Raw genomic sequence first — 19,232 nt, 5'->3', positions numbered from 1 at the left:
TAGAGTTATATGGACATAGAGTTATATGGGCAGGCAATTATTAATTGTTAGTAGCCGCACAGATTGGCGCCCATGCTATGGTGGGGAGAATTCCGGCTGAGTTAATGGATGGTACTCTTTTATATACAAACATAGCAATGAGTCATTATAACGAAGAATAAGACAAGGAAGAAAAGCATGACCCAAGCCTATATAGTTGATGCATTAAGAAGCCCCACTGGCAGGCGAAAAGGCAGCCTATCCCACGTGCATGCCGCCGATTTAGGGGCGCATGTGTTAAAAACTTTGGTTGATCGCAATGGCATTCCTGATGATGACTATGATGATGTGATTTTTGGTTGCCTAGATAATATTGGCTCGCAAACGGCCAATATTGCGCGTACAGCTTGGTTGAGCGCAGGATTGAGTCAAAGCGTGCCAGGTGTCACCATTGATAGGCAATGCGGCTCGTCACAACAGGCTGTGCATTTTGCCGCGCAAGCTGTGATGTCGGGCACTATGGATGTGATAGCGGTGGGGGGCGTGCAGACCATGACGCCCATTCCTATTGGTTCGGCGATGACAGTGGCAGAATCTATGGGGTTTAGCGATCCTTTTACAGGATCGACAGGCTGGGTCAGCCGCTATGGCGAGGTGATGCCAACTCAATACCAAGCGGCGCAAATGATTGCCGATAAATGGGGTTTTAGTCGTGAGGATTTAGAGCGTTATTCACTTGAGTCACACCGCAGAGCATTAACCGCGATTGCCAAAGGCCGATTCGATAGGGAAGTGGTGCCTCTTGAAGGCTTATTGATGGATGAAACTGCGCGGGAGTCATCACTTGAGAAAATGGCGCAGCTGGGTAGTCTCTTTGGTTGTGACAAATTGACTGCCGCCGTGGCGTCGCAAATTAGCGATGCCGCATCGGCCATGTTAATTGTGTCAAAGGTGGCGCTGGAGCGTTATCACTTGACGCCTCGTGCGCGTATTCATCACATGAGTGTGTGTGGTGACGATCCTATTTGGATGCTGACCGCACCCATTGAGGCCACAAAGCGAGCGTTAAAAAAAGCGAACATGACCTTAAATGATATTGACTTAGTGGAAATTAATGAAGCCTTTGCGTCTGTGGCTATGGCTTGGCTGCAAGAAACGGGCTTTGATTATAGCAAAACCAATGTTAATGGTGGCGCCATTGCGCTGGGGCATCCTCTGGGGGCCACAGGTACCAAATTGATGACGACATTATTACATGAGCTGGAAAGAACCGGGGGGCGGTTTGGATTGCAAACCATGTGCGAAGGTGGCGGATTAGCCAACGTGACCATTATCGAAAGACTATAGTGGCCTTGTTTCCCGCTATTGCATTTTGGTTGGTTTTTGTTAATTAATGTCATGATTCAGTAAAGACTTAACTTGACATAGATTAAGGGATCCTTACACTAATGCTAGAATTTTAGCGGTGAATATCATGTTAATCGATATTTAAAGCTAAGTGGTGAAAAAACAACAATTGAAAAACATGATAATCAATATAATCACCACCTTTTATGAAAGAAGCTTCCTTTTTACATGAGTAACATGATCAACATGAGTGGAATAATCCAATGATGAGTCAACGCAGCAGACGCGCCTTAGCCTTGTGGCTGAGTGTAGTCTTGATGTGCTTGTCATTTGCCGCTCAAGCCCACCATGTTAGTCATCTTGATGACGGTGCAAAAAAACATTGCACCTTATGTTTTCATTTACATCATTATAATAAGTATCTTCCACAAGTTGATATCACTGTACTGCAAGTTAAGCAGAGCTATATTGCAGTCACGTTTTCTTGTGAGAGCTATTCTCATCCTGTTTCGCGCTATTTTAATAGCCGCGCCCCACCTCTTACCTATCAAGGTATTGCATAGTTCTGAGCATGCGGATCTTGGCTTATTAGCGGCAAGTCATTGGGTAATTTTTGTACTCTTACTATTCAAGAGTGTAAGTTAAGAGTACAAGTTAAAAGCCCGAGTCATATCTGCCCCTAGTTGGCCGATGAGGTTTTTTGGGTCCGCTTTATGACGCTCATAACACCTTTATTAGCTTAGGTGATGTTTTTCATCCATTTTTAAGCACTTTTATGTATGCCTTATTTTATTATTGGCGCTTTTTGGCTTTCACTGTATGTATCTTTTAGTGAAGTCATTTGTTGAGCGCAAGAGACAAAATAGCATTTAAAATAATAATGTAAGAGGAATTTACAGTGTTCAATAAACATATGACCTTTACTGGGCTGCTTTGCGGCTTATTTTCTGCAACAACATGGGCAGAAACACCGACTCTCACCAACCCAGCCATTAGTGTAGTATTGGATGGCTATTACCAAAATACTGACCGTCCATTGTCAGAAGCCACTGAAGGTTTTGGAATGGGGCATAATGAGTTGGCACTCAGTGCCAATATTGATGATATGTTCTATGGCAAACTCACCACTGTCTTGGAAGTCAATGACGGTGAAACGGAAATTGGTCTTGAAGAAGCCTTTATTCAAACCTTAGCCATGCCTGCAGGTTTTGCTATTCGTGGGGGCCGCTTCTTATCCGATATTGGTTATTTAAATAATCAGCATGTGCATACTGACTCTTTTGTGGATAGACCCGCCGTTTACCGCGCTTTTCTAGGCAGCCATTATTATGATGATGGCGCACGCTTAACCTATCTTGCGCCTACCGATGTGTATTGGACCTTAGGGGCTGAGATTTTTCAAGGTGATAGCATGCGCGCTGCAGATGATCACAATGAGCGTGAATATGACAATCTAGGTGTGTACACGGTTTACACTAAAGTGGGCGGTGATATTGGTATCGAAAGTTCGTGGCAAGCGGGCTTGAGTTATTTGCATAACAAAAATGGCCGTTTAACCGCAGAAGAGCATGATCACGACCATGATCACAGCGATAGTGAAGATGAGCATAGCCATGATGCTGCCTATACGGGGCAAAATATGTACGTTGCCGATTTTGTGTATAAATGGGCACCTAAAGGGAATTACAAATATCAGAATTTAGCGGTGAGTGGTGAATGGATCCGTTTAACGGATTTTGCCCCCGAAGAAGGGGTATATACTTATCCTAGTTCAAGGGATTATCAGCAAGGTTGGTATTTAAGTGGCGTGTATCAGTTAGCGCCGCAGTGGAGTGTGGGTCTGAGATATGGCGAAGTGGAGACCATGGAGCTTCATGAAGAGGCTTTTGAAAAACAAAAGCTAAAAGAAACCGATGTCAGTGTGTCTTGGCATCACAGTCATTTCTCTACGGTTCGTCTGCAATATACCTTGCAAAAAGGCACTAACTTTGGCGATATAGAAAATGATAACGTTTTTACTCTTCAATATGTTATGACATTAGGAGCTCATGGTGCGCATCAATTCTAATTTTATGAAAATAGCCGCTTTAGGCTTGAGTATGGCGTTCTCGTCACTGAGTTATGCGCAATTAAATATTTTTGCCTGTGAGCCAGAGTACGCATCACTTGCCAAGGAGCTTGCGCCAAAGGCGAAGGTGTATACTGCGACGACAGCGATGCAAGATCCTCATCAAGTGCAAGCAAGGCCCAGCTTAATTGCTAAAATGCGCCAAGCGGATCTGGCGGTTTGTGCGGGCGCCGATCTTGAAATCGGTTGGTTGCCTATGCTGCAAATGAAATCGGCCAATGCCAAGGTACGTTCAAGGGATCAAGGTCTGTTTTTTGCAGCGGATCAAATTGATACCTTAGATAAACTTGAGAGTGTGGATTTAAGTCAAGGGGATGTTCATGCCAAAGGTAACCCTCATATTCATTTTTCTCCAGAAAGGGTATTAAAAATCGCTCGAGCATTGACGGACAAGTTGATTCAATTAGATAGTGATAACCGCGCACAATACCAAGCCAATTTAGCTAGCTTTTCAAAGCGCTGGAGTGAGACTATGGTGAAGTGGCAAGCCATGGCGGCGCCGTTGAAAGGGCAAAAAGTGATTGCTTACCATTCAAGCTTTCGTTATTTGTTTGATTGGATTGGCATTGAGCAAGTCGGGGATCTTGAACCTAAGCCAGGTTTACCCCCAAGCAGCGCACATTTAGCCCAGCTACTGAAAAGCGCAGCGGATCAAAAAGTCATGGCTATTCTCATTGCCTCTTATCAAGATGATCGAGGAGCGTTATGGTTAGGTGAGCGAGCTAATTTACCTGTGATCACTTTGCCTATGTCTGTGGGTGGCAATGATGCAAGCCAAGACTTGTTTAGTCTGTATACTAGCACATTAACTTTATTGCTAAATGTGGAAAAAACACAGCAGCAATAAAGGCTTTATATATTATAAATGAATACGTAAAAGAGCATCAAATTGATGCTCTTTTTTATCACGTAAGGGGAATGATTTTGAGTATTGATATAGAGCTAGTATCGATTTTAATTCCGGCCCTACTGGCAGGGCTTTTAGTCTTGTCAACACATGTAGTATTAGGCCAACAAGTGCTTAAAAGAGGGATTATTTTTATTGATTTGGCCATTGCGCAAGTGGCTGCGTTGGGTACGGTTATTGGGCATTTACATCATGACTTAGCCGAATTGCCATTTTCTAATGTTTGGATGCCTGCTATTTTTGCCATTGCAGGCGCGGGGATTATTGCTTGGCTATCAAAGCGAATGCAGGATGAACTTGAGGCCTTTATCGGTTGTTTCTATGTGTTAGCGGCCGTAGCGGCTATGTTAATTCTCGCGAATGATCCCCATGGTGCAGAATTACTTAAGCAATTATTGTCTGGGCAAATTCTTTGGGTTAACTTATCGCAATTAGTGCTGCCAGCGATAGTATATACATGCGTTTTATTGCTCATTTTATTAAGACCGAGTCTATTAGAGGGACGAGCTTTTTATCTGATTTTTGCCATAGTGATCACTTTGTCTGTTGAGCTGGTGGGTGTGTATCTTGTTTTCAGTAGTTTAATTTTACCTGCACTGGCGATTAACCGTTATTATGGTCGTTTCAGTTTAGCGTTAGCTTATTTAGTCGGCATTTTTGGCTATTGCGGCGGCCTTCTATTATCTGCAGGCTTAGACTTGCCTAGCGGTGCCGTGATTGTGGCTTGTTTAGCTCTGAGTGCGCTTGTTATGAGAATTACGTTAAAGCTGTGTGATAAAAAAGATCATTTATGAAGCAATAAGTAGCATCATAAAGTTAGCTAGAAACTTATTATTTACATTTATTCAGCATACAAGTGTAAACAATATATTGAGTCGTGTATTCTGGCTCGTTATACTGTGCCACACTTAAGTTGTGGGAGAATGCGGTGCTTTTAATTTTTAGATGTATTATTTTAGCCATTATGTTGTGTTTGGCATTTATTATTGGCTGTTTAGTTTGTTTAGTGAGGCCGCGACATCGTAATAATGTACATATGTTAGCCAAAATGTTTTCCTTGGCGGCCCCTGTATTAGGCATTAAAGTGATTGTGCGTAATCAAACAAAAAAGAATGACAATCCTTGCATCTTTTTAGCGAACCATCAAAATAGCTTTGATATTTTTACTCACACAGCGGCTGTTCCAAAAGGGACGGTGAGTTTAGGGAAAAAAAGTATCGCTTGGATACCTTTGGTTGGACAAATCTATTGGTTAACAGGTAACATTTTACTGGATCGTCGAAATCGCAGTAAAGCCTTTGATACTATGGCAAAAACGGCTCAGAATATTAAAAGTAAATGCTTGTCGCTATGGGTTTTTCCAGAAGGCACTCGCTCAAAAGGTCGAGGGTTATTGCCCTTTAAAATGGGCGCTTTTTATACGGCGATTGCTGCCGAGGTGCCTATGGTTCCTGTATTAGCATCTAATCAATGTCATATAAAATTGAATCGTTGGAACAATGGGGTAGTGATCATAGAAGTGATGGAGCCTATCACAACTCAGGGTATTGATAAGTCGCAGGTTAAAGATTTTTCTGCCAAAATTCATGCTCAAATGACACAAAAATTAGCCCAACTAAATCAAGAAGCGCAAGCCTTGATGGGTAAAAGAGTATCAAATAATATTTAATGATTTGGAGTCCTTCATGTCGATTGCACAGCAATTAGAGTTACAGAAAAAAGAAAATAGAGAGATCGTTGATGCTATGCTGGCAGATGGCTCCGATCCCGATGCCGAGTACACTATCGAACATCATTTCTCTTCTACCAATTTTGATAAATTAGAAAAAGCAGCTGTTGAAGCCTTTAAACTGGGTTTTGAAGTGAATGATGCGGAGGAAATGGAGCTGGAAGATGGTTCTGTTATTTATTGCTTCGATGCCATGAGTACCCATTTATTGGAAGTGGCATTGCTCGATGATGCTTGTGAAAAATTGCTTCATGTTGCGGCGAAACAAAAAGTCGATTATGACGGTTGGGGCACTTACTTCATCGGTGATGAAGAGTTTGAAGAGGAAGCGTCTTCTGAGCATGACGGCCACTCTCTGCATTAATGCCTATCCGTATTGTATTCGCGTTAAAAATCAATTTTTAATGGTTTTTAGCGCGCTCTTTGTTATTCCTGTTCATTTTTGTACTCAATACTGCAATTTCTTCCTCGTCTTTTCGCTTCATACAGTGCCATATCGGCATTTTCAAGCCACTGTTCACTGGTTTGACTATGGCTATCGATTCCACATAGTCCGAGACTGGCGGTAATTTTGATCACGGTATCACTGAAAACAAAGGGGGTTGCTTCTATGGTTTGCCTTAAGCGTTCGGCTAGATTGATCGCTTGTTGAACGGGAGTCTCAGGCAGCACTATGGCAAATTCCTCTCCGCCGTAACGGCCCGCAAAATCTGTTTTTCGCAGAGATTGGCGAATAATGTGTGAAATGGTTTGGATCACTTTATCACCCGCATAATGGCCATAATTATCATTAATATTTTTAAAGTAATCGATATCCAACATCAATAAGGAAGTGGGGTGCCCATAACGAAGGTGCCGATCAAATTCCTTTTGCATACAAATTTGCCAGTGACGTCGATTGAAGAGTTGAGATAAATCATCGATTTGACTCAAGCGCGCTAAGTTATCGTTGGCTGTTTTTAATTGTTGACGATTTAGGGCGACGTCGGTGACATCGTAAACCAGCATACTGATATGAGTAATATTCCCATCTTTTGATGTGAGGGGCAGTAAGGTGACATTTTGGTACATAAAATCTGCGCGACAGGTAATAGGGCGATAATTTTTAAACTGAAAGACAAAAGGGCGTTGTTCCCAGCTGATAAAGGAGCGGTTTTTTAGAAGGAAAACCGATTGCATTTTTTGCTGTAGCCAATTCTTAGGTAAGTCCTTAAATTGCTCAAAAATATTTTTATTATGCAATTTATCGAAAAGGATCCCACTGTGATTTTCCATAAAGCCATTCCATAGCTGAATGTTAAAGTCCTTATCCAGTACCACTAGCCCCACCTCTATGGTTTGTACCATATCGGCTAACCAATGCCACTGCTCATTGATGTTTGGTATTGAATTCATGTTCATGGGGTCCTATTGACAAAGTGCTGTAATTTTTTTTTTAATGTGGGTATAGAATCCTCGGTTAATACCAATAATAAATCACATTGAATATGATGGCCTTCAATACGGTAGTTGATTTCCATGGTTAAGTTTTTAGTCCATTTCCCCGAGTTTTCATGTATTAAATCGTTGGCGCTGCAATGTTTGCCTAGAATAACCGGATGACTTTGATTAAATGTTTCGTCGAGTTGTTCAGATAAGCCGTTGAGAAAGGCACCAATGAGCACGTTGCCAATATCCATCATGATCTCAATTTCATTATGGTGATCATGGGGGAGAGGTAAATTCATTAGGTTCGCCATGTCGTTAAAAGAAGAGTCATGAAAGAGTAGCAAGGCTTCTCCAGCAATATTGGCGCCGATAAAGCCTTGGCACAAGGCTGATATATTTTCTTGAGTATCAGTGGACTTGAGTGCCATGATGAGCTCATTGACTTCTAACGTATTGACGTTGGGAATGGGGAGTATGACCACGGCATCTAATAAATGTGATAATAACGCCGCTGCTTTTCCCATTGCGACATTGGCCAGCTCTTTGGTTGCATCGAGCAGATCGACGTGGGGAGAGGGGATTGTTGTGATAGGTGAGCGACATGCACGAAAAAGGTTGTGTTCATCTAATAGATATTTAAGGGATTCTGGGTTGACGGGCTTTTGAATAAAATCCAGTGCACCGAGTGATTTAGCTCTCATTAAGGTGCTAATTTGAATATCGGCGGACACGATAATGATTTGACAGTCTAGCTTTTCGGTTTGCACTAAGTCCAGAACATCAAAGCCACTCATGATAGGCATATTTAAATCTAAAAAAACCAATTTGCCTTTTCCTTGACGTATGGCTTCTATGGCTTCTAAACCGTTAACTGCATAGGTGACGTCAATATTCCATTGCGTGGGAAAGCTGCGTACTATTTGTTTTCGGGCTAATGCAAAATCATCACAGATAAGTACTGGGAATGGCATTAATCAAAATCCTTAGATTGACGTGAAAAAAATCACGTTTTCAAAGTACAGTGTACTTTGCTTAAAAAAGAGCACTCTGAGGTACCGATATTCTGAATGATGATGCTAGCATATTTGGGGGGATGTTGGTCAAAGGATATTTTTTTGTTTTTATAGCGTTAATTAATGAGTGGGTGAACATGAAAGGGAATTATGTAGAAATCAAAAAACAGCAGGGCATCGCTTATGTGTGTTTGAATCGTCCTGATAAATATAATGCGCTGAGCTTTGATGCATTTCTGGAAATCGATAAAACAATTAAACAATTGAAGAAAGATCGTGATCTGAAAGCGGTGATTTTATTTGGTGCAGGGAATAATTTTTGCTCAGGCCTAGATGTGAAAAGTGTGATGAAATCGCCCATGCAAGCGCTGCGAATATTGTTTAAAATTTTGCCGGGTAATGCTAACCTCGCTCAGCGCATATCCTTAGGATGGCGCCAGTTACCTGTGCCTGTGATTGCGGCGATTGAAGGTTGTTGTTTTGGTGGAGGCATGCAAATAGCCTTGGGAGCGGATTTTAGGTTAGTGTCAAGCACGGCTCAATTTTCGGTTATGGAAGCCAAATGGGGCTTGTTACCGGATATGGCAGGACTGGTCACATTGAGGGAAATTATGCCAAAAGATCAAGCCTTATTGCTATCGATGACAGCTGCAGTGCTCAGTGCAGAGGAGGCGCTACAAAAAGGACTCGTGACTCAAATCGTGAGCAATCCAATGGAAAGTGCTGAGCAGTTAGCACAGCAATTGATGCAAACCTCCCCCGATGCCAATGCAGCAATTAAGTTCAGTATTAATCGCAGTTGGACTGCCAGTGTTAGGCGTTTGCTAAGGCGAGAAACCTTAAGCCAAATAAAGTTATTAATGGGAAAGAATCGAGTGATAGCGGCATTGAGACAAGGTAAACAACCCAATATGCCCTATGAAAAAAGACAGTCACGTTGGTATTAAAGGTTTTTGAGTTGTTTGCTCATTTTGGTATTTCGATATTTAAGCCGACTAGATCAGTAAAAAATACGGGCACAGCGGTCAATTTTATCGTCTTGATGTCATAGAAAAGCCGAGTCTTCTGTATTGAAGGCTCGGCTTTTTATGATGACAGTCAGTGTTACTTAGGCGTGACTCACTACAATTAAGCGAATGGAATCGAGTTGTAATTGTCCTGCATCTAAGTAGCGATTAAGCTCATTCATTTGCTCTTTAATATGCTCAATTTCTTCATCTCGAATATTAGGGTTAACGGCTTTTAAAGCCTCAAGTCTTGCTTGCTCACTGGACAATTGCTCTGTCATCTTCGCGCGAGCTGTATCAATTAATAAGGCCAACTCCTTATCGGCAAAGGTTTCTGCTTTACCCAATAATGGATGCAATGCAGTTTGATAGGCGTTAACAAGTTTACTGCCAATATGACGGTTGACGGCACTTAATTGCTTATCAAAGCTTTCGTAGGTGACTTTATCGGATAAATTATTACCCGCTTGATCCAGTAAAATTCGCACTGGAGTTGGCGGGAAATAACGATAAAGCTGACTCGATTTAGGCGCAGATGCATCGGCCATATAAATGAGTTCTAAAAACAGAGTGCCAGCTGGCAAGGCTTTGTTTTTTAGTACGGCAACACTGGTGGTGCCTGTCTCAGATGAGGTGATGAGATCTAAACCCGTTTGTACAATGGGGTGTTCTTGTGTAATGAGGGCAATATCATCGCGAGATAGCGCAATATCCCGGTCAAAAGTGACGGTAATACCATCTTCTGGTAATCCGGGATAGGTTGGAAACATCATGTGTTCGCTTGGGCGAAGTACGATGGCATTTTCGCCGCTGTCTTCTTGTTCAACACCAATAATATCCCAAAGACGGATCACAGAGCCAATGAGGTGAGTGTCTTGATCGCGGCTGGCCAGTTTTTCGACTAACTGTGCTGACTTTTCTCCACCATGAGAATTAATTTCAAGAAGCTTATCTCGACCTTGTTCCATGGCTAATTTTAGCGTTTGGTAACGTTCTTGAGTGTCTTTCAGTAAGCTGCTGAAGTTGTCTTCATCATTGAGTAATAGACTATCAAGTAAACTGGCTGAAAACTCCTTGTATAAAATATGGCCGCTTGGGCAGGTTTGCTCAAAGGCATTTAGGCCCTTGTGATACCAATTCATTAAGCCTTCTTGCGCAGTATCTTCAAGGTAAGGTAAGTGAATTTCAACATCATTCTTTTGACCTATTCTGTCTAAACGGCCGATACGTTGTTCAAGCAGATCGGGATTCAGTGGTAAATCAAATAAAATCAATTGACTGGCAAATTGGAAGTTACGTCCTTCAGAGCCAATTTCAGAGCAAATCAGGGCTTGGGCACCGCCAGTTTCTTGAGCGAAATAAGCGCCCGCTTTGTCACGTTCAATGATAGACATGCCTTCATGAAATACCGTGGCCTGAATGCCTTCTCGAGTTCGCAATGCCTCTTCAAGGCTGAGTGCGGTATCGGCTTGGCTGGCGATGATCAATACTTTTTTACTGCGATTGTTTTTCAAAAATTCGATTAGCCAGTCGACGCGAGGGTCGAATTTCCACCAGCTAGCACTGCCACTGTCAAAGTCTTGATAGATTTTTTCAGGGCTGAGTATTTGTTTCACTTTGGCGGCGGTGTCCAAATGTTTGTTCATCATGGCGCTCACACGCGCTGCAGTGGCATATTGCTCTGGCATAGATTGTGGATGAGCGTTAAAGCGTCGCTTAGGGAAGCCTTTTACTGAGGCGCGGCTATTACGGTAAAGCACTCGGCCAGTTCCGTGTCTGTCGAGTAATTCTTGTAAAAGTGATTGTCTGGCCTGATAGCGTACATCAGTATTGTCATTCTGAATAAGCTTAATGTTTTCACTGATGTCTTTTTCTGATATCAATGAAACCAGTTTATCAAGGATATCAGCATCGATAGTGTCATTACTGGCTAGGGCATCGGCAACGATTGCCACTTCTTTATAGCTGGTTTCTTCTTTTAGGAAGGTGTCATAATCGTAAAAACGGTCTGGATCGAGTAAACGCAAGCGAGCGAAATGGCTCTGGTGACCTAATTGATCCGGCGTGGCGGTGAGTAATAATACGCCAGGTATTTCTTCACTTAAGGCTTCAACAATACGATAAGCACGACTCGGTGCTTCTTCTGACCATTCAAGGTGGTGGGCTTCATCAACAACCAGTAAATCCCAGTCGGCATCAACCGCTTGTTCGAGACGACGTTTTTTACGCAGTAACTCTAAAGAACAAATCACGAGCTGTTCGGTATAAAAAGGATTGTCATGATCGGCATAGGCTTCAACGCAGCGATCTTCATCAAAGATGGAGAAACGCAGGTTAAATCGTCTTAGCATTTCAACTAACCACTGGTGGCGTAGTGTATCAGGCACGATAACTAATACGCGTTCGGCGCGGCCTGTCAGTAATTGTTGATGGATAATGAGGCCAGCTTCAATGGTTTTGCCTAACCCAACTTCATCGGCTAATAGCACGCGAGGGGCGAATCGCTGTCCGACTTCATGGGCAATCCATTGCTGGTGGGGGATGAGTCCAACACGAGGGCCTTGCAAGCCCAATAAATCTGATGTGGCGAGTTTATGGCGTAACAATTGGCATTGATAGCGAACACCAAATCGATCTAAACGGTCTATTTGACCAGCAAAAAGGCGATCTTGGGGTTTATTAAAGCGAATGTTGTGATTGAGCAGTGTTTCCCGCAGGCTGACTTCTTCACCGGTTTCTTCATGAATGCCGTGATAAATGATAAGGCCATCTTTGTCTTCCACTTCAGTGACTTTCAAGCTCCATTCTTCATGGCTTTCAACCTTGTCACCAGGGTTATAAATTACACGAGTGAGTGGGGCTTCAGCGCGTGAAAACAATCTATTCTCACCCGTTGCAGGAAAAAGTAGGGTGACCATACGGCCTTCCATTCCAACAACAGTACCTAAACCAAGTTCAGATTCAGTATCACTTATCCAGCGCTGACCTAAGGAAAACAGCATTTATATTTCTCATTTACAGGGGAACACAAGGGCGCGTATGGTATACCTAAACGCCGTAAAACTGCAAGATTTACCCACGTCATTATCTTCATTCAAATTGGACTTTTTTAAGACAGATTAGTGATAAAAAAGTGACTCAATAATGCACTAGTTTAGCCAAAATGGCGCCTATTTCAATAGCCCTTAGTTGAAAGGGACATGGCTTGATACAGGAAAAGTTTGCTGGCACTATGAGGAAACGCTAAAGTGAATTGTCAAAGCGCAAATCAAGCTTCTAAGCTTAGTTATACCCGTGATACTGGAAGAAGTATATTAATTGGCCATCCACTGTTAACAATATAGGAGAGCATTGAATTATCTTAGGTGAAAGATAAGCATTATACCCGTGATACTTGAAGATGCATGTTTCAGAGCTTGTAAAAGTGCCTAATTCAAGGCGTATTATTGCCGAAATGCTTATTGCCTTTTAAGGTGATACAACGCAGAAGTAGGTGCTTTTACAGACTCCCAAGGGGCTGGTTTAAAAGCCTTTTATACTGCGTTATTGAACATCAGCTTAGAATGACTAGGCACGCTGTTCAAAGCCTTGCCTAAAAGGCTTTTAATTCCAGCTGAATCCTGCATCTTCAAGTATCACGGGTATAAATAATACACAAATGGAGGCGTCATGAATAAAGACGACAGAAAGTTGTTTGTATTAGATACCAATGTGTTACTGCATGAACCCTTAGCCATATATTCATTCAAGGAACATGATGTCATCATTCCGATGACAGTGTTAGAAGAGCTCGATCAAATTAAAGATAGAAAACGGGATATTAGCCGCGATGCGCGAGTGGCAATTCGAGCCTTAGAAGATATTTTAGGCGGAGAAATTACCCCCGAAGAAATCGTCGATGGTGTGCCTCTGCCAAGGCGAGAAGATCATGCTGATGTGTCAGGCCGCCTCGCTATTTTTCCCGATCATCAACTTGATTTCACTAATAGCTCTTTACCCGATATTAACAATGACAATCGCATTATTAATACTGCATTACATTTACAAAAAAAGCATGCCCCCCGTAGTTTAGTCTTAGTGACAAAAGACATTAATATGCGCCTTAAAGCCAAAGGTGCCGGTATTTTAATGGTGGAAGATTATCGCCGAGATCAATTGATTGACGATGTGCGTTTTCTCACTAAAGGTTTTCATCAATTTGAGGGCAATTTTTGGGATTATACCGATAATGTTAGCACGGAGAGTTATGGACGGCACACAGTGCATAAGGTGCCATTAGCCGATTTTGGTGATGAACCTTTTTATAGTAATCAATACATGCTCGATGAGAAATCTAATTTTTGTGGTCGTATCGTGGATAAAACAGATAAAGAGCTTAAGTTTCTCGATTTAGGCAAAGACAGGCTGTTACATCTTGAAGCATGGGGGATTAAGCCTAAAAATATTTATCAAGGCATGGCGATGCAAGCCTTAATGGATCCTGATATTGATTTAGTGATTTTAACTGGACCTGCAGGCTGCGGAAAAACATTGCTCGCCATGGCAGCGGCACTTGAGTTGGTCGTAGAACGTGGCCTTTATGACAAAGTGATTGTCACGCGTAATACGCCTGAAATTGCCGAATCTATTGGTTTTTTACCCGGTACTGAAGAAGAGAAAATGGCGCCTTGGTTAGGTGCGATTACTGATACCTTAGAGGTGCTACATAAAAATGATGTTAATCCAACGGGTAGTATGAATTACATTATGGAAAAGGCCAATATTCAATTTAAGTCAATTAACTTTATGCGAGGCCGTTCAATTCAGCACTCTGTGGTGATTTTGGATGAATGTCAAAATTTAACCGCTTCTCAACTGAAAACCATGCTGACGCGCATGGGAGAGGGCACAAAATTGATTTGCAGTGGTAATCTTGCACAAATCGATACCAATTATCTTACTGCTGTGACATCGGGATTAACTTACATTGTAGAGCGTTTTAAAGACTTTGATGGTAGTGCCAATATATACTTAAATGGCGTTGTGCGTTCACGTTTGGCTGAATTTGCTGAAGAAAATTTATAGGCCTTACTTTCATACCATTTTAAGTGGCTTAGGCCTTTGATCCCTAAGTCACTTAATGGAATATTATCTGTGTTTTACTTGATCGGTTTTAAAGTCGTTTATTCGCACATATTTAATAAATATTAATCGTTTGATTCCGATGCTTTGATATACTGATAGTCAGCTAAGCCTTTTTAAGCTTAGTTTAAGTAACAATAAACATTCAATTGTAAATAGTTGGTTTTAATGTGGTTATTTTATTGTTTAATTTTGGTGTACCTGGACTTTATGTCGTCTAGATGTGGGCAATACACTTGTTTCTTTGCAAGATGTGAAATCGGCCTACTATGGTATGATTATCAGCGAAAAGTGTGTTTTGCCAAGGGTTGTGAATGAAACCAACTGAACTAGGTCTTCAATTAAAATCTCCGATTCAAAAGAATTATAACCGAGCCGTTTTTTATACCTATATCGGTGTTATTATCATGGCGTTAGTGACGGCATGGTTTTTTTTCGATCGTGAAAAAAAGCATTTAATTGAACAAAGAGAAGAGCAAGTTGAACGTCATGTTCTGCAAATTGATCTTTTACTTGAATCCAGCATTAGGGCGGTTAAAAGCTTACGTAATGTGGCCGTAGATCATTTACGTTTTGATGAACTCGTCAGAAAAGACAGTTTACCTCAATACCAGAAATTCAAAGAAACGGGCCAATATTTCACACTTGAGCCGAGTTATGCTCATAGTGGTGAACCTTTCACTAACATGGGCCGTATTACTGGCGTAGGCTCTTTGAATGGCCGCAGTGAGAAATTCTACCAAGAATTAGAAATGCTATTTGAGCTGTCTTTATCTTTTCCAGTAGCTACAGAAGCTGCGCCTTCAATGAATCCTCAGCGTAGCGTATTTTGGAGTGAGGCTTATGTGGATCCCACCAATAAAGGTTTGCTAACGACCTTAGGTGTGCCCATCTATTTAAAAGATGAATTTATTGGTTCCATTAATTTAGACATGACATTGGCGTCATTGGCAAAACAAATACGTTTGTATTTTAAAATGCCCGGTACGGTGATTTTGTTGGATCAGGGTAATAATATTCTTTCTAACAGTGATGTCGATTCAGCTCATATCAATCGCGTATACCATATTAGTCAGAAAATACCGTCAGAGCTTCATTCTATACCTGAGTCTGTGTTGTTTGATGCCCACGAAGGTATTATTCGTAATGGCTATTATATTCATTCAGTTGCATTGCATAACGCCCCTTGGCGCTTGCTGTATTTACAACCCGTTGATGATTTATTCAAAGATTCTTGGGAAAAGTTGAAGTTATCCTTTTTATTAGTGGTATTGGCCTTGTCTGTTTTAGTCACTATCGTTCACTGGCAAACTCGGCGCTCTTTTGTGAATCCGGCTACGAGTTTATTAACTCATTTAGAGATGTGTTCTCAAGAACCCATTAAGGTGCCCGAGCGGGTATCAGATGGTTGGGAACCTTGGTATCAACTTGTTAGCCGTATTTTTGAAGAAAACAAACAATATACTCGGCATCTTGCGGAGCAAAATAGGCGACTGGACAAGTTGGTGGCTCAGCGTACTAAAAGATTAAAAGAAACGACTGAGCGCCGCGAGCGAGAATTTGCCTTGTTACGTTCCCTTATCGACTCTATACCTGAAGCGATTGTTTTTAAAGATAAAGAAGGTCGATATTTAGGTTGTAATAAATCGGCAGAGCGCATGTTAGGTTTCACGGAGAGCGAAATAATAGGGCGCTTTTCAGATAAAGTGGCCAGTGACGATCAAGCGGGTCGAATTTTGGCTGAAGATTTACGTGTCATGGAAGAGAAATCCACCTTAAGGTATCAAGAAAAGGTGGAGTTGGCGGGTAAATCGATTTTACTCGATACCCTTAAGTTACCCTTTTATAATCGTCGTGGTGAGTTATTGGGTTTGATTTCGGTGTGGCGAGATGTGACTCGTGAATATGAATCTGCAGAGCAGTTGCGGTTATCGGAGGAGCGTTATCACCTTGCGATGGATGCCGTGGAAGATGGGTTATGGGATTGGTATCTCGATTCTGAGCAAATCATTTGCAACCCTGCCTATTATACTATGCTGGGTTATGAAACCAATGAATTTCCAGCGTTAGTGTCAACCATCAGTGAACTTATTCATCCTGATGATCGCATGCGCGTTGAGCAATCCATGGAACAATACTTGGCTGTGCCTTCTGGTACTTATGATGTTGAATTTAGGATGCGTGGTAAAAGTGGCGAGTATCATTGGCTGCAATCTCGAGGGCGTGTGGTTGAGTTTATGAGCAATGGTCAAGCTAAACGTATGGTCGGAACCCATAAAGATATTACTAAACATAAAAGTAATGAAGTGGCCATGTTAGAAGCTAAACAAGATGCTGAGATGGCGAATCTGTATAAGAGTGAGTTTTTGGCTAATATGAGTCATGAAATTCGAACGCCGATGAATGCCATCATTGGTATGTTGCAGTTAGCCAAACGCACTTCGTTAACGCCACAGCAAATTGATTATTTGGATAAGGCTGATTTTTCTGCGCATTCTTTGTTGAGAATTATTAATGATATTCTTGATTTCTCTAAAATTGAGGCGGGTAAACTTGAGCTAGAGAAAGTGGCATTTCCTTTGGATAAAGTGCTTGAGCATGCCCTAGATCTCAATGCATTACGTACACAAGAAAAAGGTGTTGAATTACTCTTATATGCACCTGTTACTGCGGGATTAATGTTAGAAGGCGATCCATTAAGACTGGGACAAGTCCTCATTAATTTACTGTCAAATGCGGTCAAATTTACCCAAGTAGGTGAAATTGAATTGGGTTGTGAAGATGTTGGTGAGCGAGACGATTACATTAGCTTGAAATTTTGGGTACGTGATACTGGCATAGGGATCAATGAAGAAAAACAGGCCAGCCTATTTGATGCATTTGCACAAGCGGATGGCTCAACCACTCGCCAGTATGGGGGAACAGGGCTTGGTTTGTCTATCAGTAAGCATCTTGTTTCTATGATGGGCGGCATTTTACAAGTGGAAAGTGAGCCCGGTGTTGGGTCGACATTTAGTTTTACTGTGAGTTTTGAAGTGGCAGACGAAATCGTTGCGCCGCCATTAGTCTTCCCTTCTTGGTTGGGTCACTTAAAGACATTAGTGGTTGATGATAATCCGACTGCTCTGCAAATCTATTCCAGCGTGACTCGCGGTTTTCATTTTGATGTGGATACCGCATTAAGCGGAAAAGAAGCCTTAGAGATACTGGCCACTAAAGAGATCGATTTATTGTTACTTGACTGGATGATGCCAAAGATGGATGGGCCAGAAGTGATCAAACGTATTGATGAAATGGTGGCCGATGGTCGTTTAGCCAAAAGACCTGTGATTATTATGATGACGGCTTATTCTGCAGAGCCTATGCAAAAAGACTTAAGTGATATTAAGGTCTCGGCGTTATTACAAAAACCTTTTAAGGCATCGTCGTTATTTGATGAGATTATCGACGCTTTTTCTAAAAATAATGATTCTCAGCAACGACCAACAACGACAGAAGATGTGGTTGATGCTGAAGAAATAACGGAAGAAGAGGTGGAAAAGGAAGTCGAAATTGCGGGCAATGTGCTCTTAGTTGAGGATAACTTTATTAATCAGCAGGTCGCAACTGAGCTGTTAAAGAGTGCGGGCTATCAGGTGGAAGTTGCAGAAAATGGTCAAGTGGCCATTGATATGATAGAAAAAGCAAGCTTTGATGCTGTTTTAATGGATATTCAAATGCCTGTGATGGATGGTTTGACAGCGACAAAGAAGCTGCGTGAGCAGTATGATAGCGAGACATTACCTATTATTGCGATGACTGCACATGCAATGTCTGGTGATAGAGAAAAAAGCTTGAATGCGGGTATGAATGCTCACATCACTAAACCTATAGTGTTAGATGAATTATTTGACACGCTAAGCTATTGGATAAATAAAACTTAAGAATAAAATAAACCTTATTGGTAGCCACCTTATCGACCATAGGGTGGCTTTTTTATGTAAGGAATAACGAGTATTAAAAACACTCTTTTTGCGATATTTTTAAACATATTGAGGTTTAGTGTTCACTAAATGGGGTGCTTGTATTATCATTGTGTTACGGTAATGTAACTTAATGGTTGCTTTGTATGAGTGTTTTAAAGTTAGTGTTTATCTTTGGTGCGATTGCTTTTTCTGCTATCAGTACTGCTAATGAAGCGGCTCCATATTCTATGAGTCAGCATGATTTTTCTAAAACCTCTGAAGTGTCTGCTCATTATGACTTTGCGCTTAATCCGCCTGAAAGCGGCGCAATAACAGATATGGGCAATCAAGATTTTCCTAAAAGCCAACATGATTTATCTCAAACTTATGCTACGTCCAGTGTATACGATTTTGAAAACAATCCTGAAGCGAAAGCACAATTAGTGGATGATAAAATCACACCTTTCAAACAAAGTCAGCATGATAAGTCTATGTCGGATTTTTAACCTTTATATTGATTTAGCGATAGGCAGCGTATTGAAGTGAAAGGTAGTTATACCAATTCTATTATATAGATGATCAATTCAGAGCTTCTCAGGCTTTTCAATTCAAGGCGCATTTATGCTGTA

The 19,232-nt window shown here is 41.6% G+C and carries 14 protein-coding genes; 11 read left to right on the top strand and 3 right to left on the bottom strand.

The features are described 5' to 3' along the window. Positions 1 to 177 precede the first annotated feature (177 nt). From Q0791_RS05475 to rraB, 7 genes are all read left to right on the top strand, one after another. A complete protein-coding gene (locus tag Q0791_RS05475) occupies positions 178 to 1,326 on the top strand; it encodes an acetyl-CoA C-acetyltransferase (RefSeq protein ID WP_299003602.1) in 1,149 nt (382 codons plus the stop codon). Positions 1,327 to 1,589: 263 nt separating this feature from the next. Then, entirely contained in the window at positions 1,590 to 1,889 is a 300-nt protein-coding gene (locus Q0791_RS05470) for a hypothetical protein (RefSeq protein WP_299003600.1), read from the top strand. A gap of 350 nt (positions 1,890 to 2,239) precedes the next feature. Beyond that, positions 2,240 to 3,394 (top strand): hypothetical protein, encoded by a 1,155-nt coding sequence (locus Q0791_RS05465; protein ID WP_299003691.1) that lies wholly within the window; start codon positions 2,240 to 2,242, stop codon positions 3,392 to 3,394. Then, positions 3,378 to 4,301, top strand: a complete 924-nt coding sequence (locus Q0791_RS05460; protein ID WP_299003690.1) for a zinc ABC transporter substrate-binding protein — start codon at positions 3,378 to 3,380, stop codon at positions 4,299 to 4,301. Before Q0791_RS05465 ends, Q0791_RS05460 begins: the two co-directional genes overlap by 17 nt. Before the next feature lie 71 nt (positions 4,302 to 4,372). Continuing rightward, complete coding sequence (locus Q0791_RS05455) at positions 4,373 to 5,155, top strand: metal ABC transporter permease (RefSeq protein WP_299003598.1); 783 nt, start codon at positions 4,373 to 4,375, stop codon at positions 5,153 to 5,155. Positions 5,156 to 5,289: 134 nt separating this feature from the next. Further along, positions 5,290 to 6,030 (top strand): 1-acylglycerol-3-phosphate O-acyltransferase, encoded by a 741-nt coding sequence (locus tag Q0791_RS05450; RefSeq protein ID WP_299003596.1) that lies wholly within the window; start codon positions 5,290 to 5,292, stop codon positions 6,028 to 6,030. 16 nt (positions 6,031 to 6,046) lie between these two features. After that, positions 6,047 to 6,454, top strand: a complete 408-nt coding sequence (gene rraB / locus Q0791_RS05445; protein WP_299003594.1) for a ribonuclease E inhibitor RraB — start codon at positions 6,047 to 6,049, stop codon at positions 6,452 to 6,454. A 62-nt stretch (positions 6,455 to 6,516) separates the two neighbouring features. Here rraB and Q0791_RS05440 read toward each other — a convergent pair whose 3' ends face one another. Continuing rightward, positions 6,517 to 7,485, bottom strand: coding sequence for a diguanylate cyclase (locus Q0791_RS05440; protein ID WP_299003592.1), 969 nt, complete (start codon positions 7,483 to 7,485; stop codon positions 6,517 to 6,519). Between the two features lie 2 nt (positions 7,486 to 7,487). Continuing rightward, positions 7,488 to 8,489, bottom strand: coding sequence for a response regulator (locus Q0791_RS05435; RefSeq protein ID WP_299003590.1), 1,002 nt, complete (start codon positions 8,487 to 8,489; stop codon positions 7,488 to 7,490). Between the two features lie 179 nt (positions 8,490 to 8,668). Here Q0791_RS05435 and Q0791_RS05430 point away from each other — a divergent pair, with 179 nt between their 5' ends. Next, on the top strand, positions 8,669 to 9,478 hold the full coding sequence (locus Q0791_RS05430; protein WP_299003588.1) for a crotonase/enoyl-CoA hydratase family protein: 810 nt from the start codon (positions 8,669 to 8,671) through the stop codon (positions 9,476 to 9,478). A 161-nt stretch (positions 9,479 to 9,639) separates the two neighbouring features. On the opposite strand, the gene rapA is transcribed toward Q0791_RS05430, so the two are convergent. Next, the gene (gene rapA / locus Q0791_RS05425; RefSeq protein WP_299003586.1) at positions 9,640 to 12,540 is read right to left on the bottom strand and encodes an RNA polymerase-associated protein RapA; all 2,901 of its coding nucleotides are present in this window, start codon (positions 12,538 to 12,540) and stop codon (positions 9,640 to 9,642) included. Positions 12,541 to 13,207: 667 nt separating this feature from the next. On the opposite strand from rapA, the gene Q0791_RS05420 reads away from it, so the two are divergent. From Q0791_RS05420 to Q0791_RS05410, 3 genes are all read left to right on the top strand, one after another. Then, entirely contained in the window at positions 13,208 to 14,602 is a 1,395-nt protein-coding gene (locus Q0791_RS05420; RefSeq protein WP_299003584.1) for a PhoH family protein, read from the top strand. A 371-nt stretch (positions 14,603 to 14,973) separates the two neighbouring features. Beyond that, positions 14,974 to 18,582 (top strand): response regulator, encoded by a 3,609-nt coding sequence (locus Q0791_RS05415; protein WP_299003583.1) that lies wholly within the window; start codon positions 14,974 to 14,976, stop codon positions 18,580 to 18,582. 185 nt (positions 18,583 to 18,767) lie between these two features. Then, positions 18,768 to 19,109 carry a hypothetical protein gene (locus Q0791_RS05410; RefSeq protein ID WP_299003581.1) on the top strand — a complete coding sequence of 114 codons (342 nt, stop codon included), beginning with the start codon at positions 18,768 to 18,770 and terminating at the stop codon, positions 19,107 to 19,109. Positions 19,110 to 19,232 lie beyond the last annotated feature (123 nt).

This window comes from uncultured Shewanella sp., assembly GCF_947495455.1.
GTDB lineage: Bacteria > Pseudomonadota > Gammaproteobacteria > Enterobacterales > Shewanellaceae > Shewanella.
This window is presented reverse-complemented; position numbering and strand designations above follow the sequence as displayed.

What these genes read in the sequence shown, in the direction of transcription:
- Q0791_RS05475 (WP_299003602.1), top strand. Translation starts at nt 178, where the DNA reads ATGACCCAAGCCTATATAGTTGATGCATTAAGAAGCCCCACTGGCAGG.
- Q0791_RS05470 (WP_299003600.1), top strand. Translation starts at nt 1,590, where the DNA reads ATGATGAGTCAACGCAGCAGACGCGCCTTAGCCTTGTGGCTGAGTGTA.
- Q0791_RS05465 (WP_299003691.1), top strand. Translation starts at nt 2,240, where the DNA reads ATGACCTTTACTGGGCTGCTTTGCGGCTTATTTTCTGCAACAACATGG.
- Q0791_RS05455 (WP_299003598.1), top strand. Translation starts at nt 4,373, where the DNA reads ATGATTTTGAGTATTGATATAGAGCTAGTATCGATTTTAATTCCGGCC.
- rraB (WP_299003594.1), top strand. Translation starts at nt 6,047, where the DNA reads ATGTCGATTGCACAGCAATTAGAGTTACAGAAAAAAGAAAATAGAGAG.
- Q0791_RS05440 (WP_299003592.1), bottom strand. Translation starts at nt 7,485, where the DNA reads ATGAATTCAATACCAAACATCAATGAGCAGTGGCATTGGTTAGCCGAT.
- Q0791_RS05435 (WP_299003590.1), bottom strand. Translation starts at nt 8,489, where the DNA reads ATGCCATTCCCAGTACTTATCTGTGATGATTTTGCATTAGCCCGAAAA.
- Q0791_RS05430 (WP_299003588.1), top strand. Translation starts at nt 8,669, where the DNA reads ATGAAAGGGAATTATGTAGAAATCAAAAAACAGCAGGGCATCGCTTAT.
- rapA (WP_299003586.1), bottom strand. Translation starts at nt 12,540, where the DNA reads ATGCTGTTTTCCTTAGGTCAGCGCTGGATAAGTGATACTGAATCTGAA.
- Q0791_RS05420 (WP_299003584.1), top strand. Translation starts at nt 13,208, where the DNA reads ATGAATAAAGACGACAGAAAGTTGTTTGTATTAGATACCAATGTGTTA.
- Q0791_RS05415 (WP_299003583.1), top strand. Translation starts at nt 14,974, where the DNA reads ATGAAACCAACTGAACTAGGTCTTCAATTAAAATCTCCGATTCAAAAG.
- Q0791_RS05410 (WP_299003581.1), top strand. Translation starts at nt 18,768, where the DNA reads ATGAGTGTTTTAAAGTTAGTGTTTATCTTTGGTGCGATTGCTTTTTCT.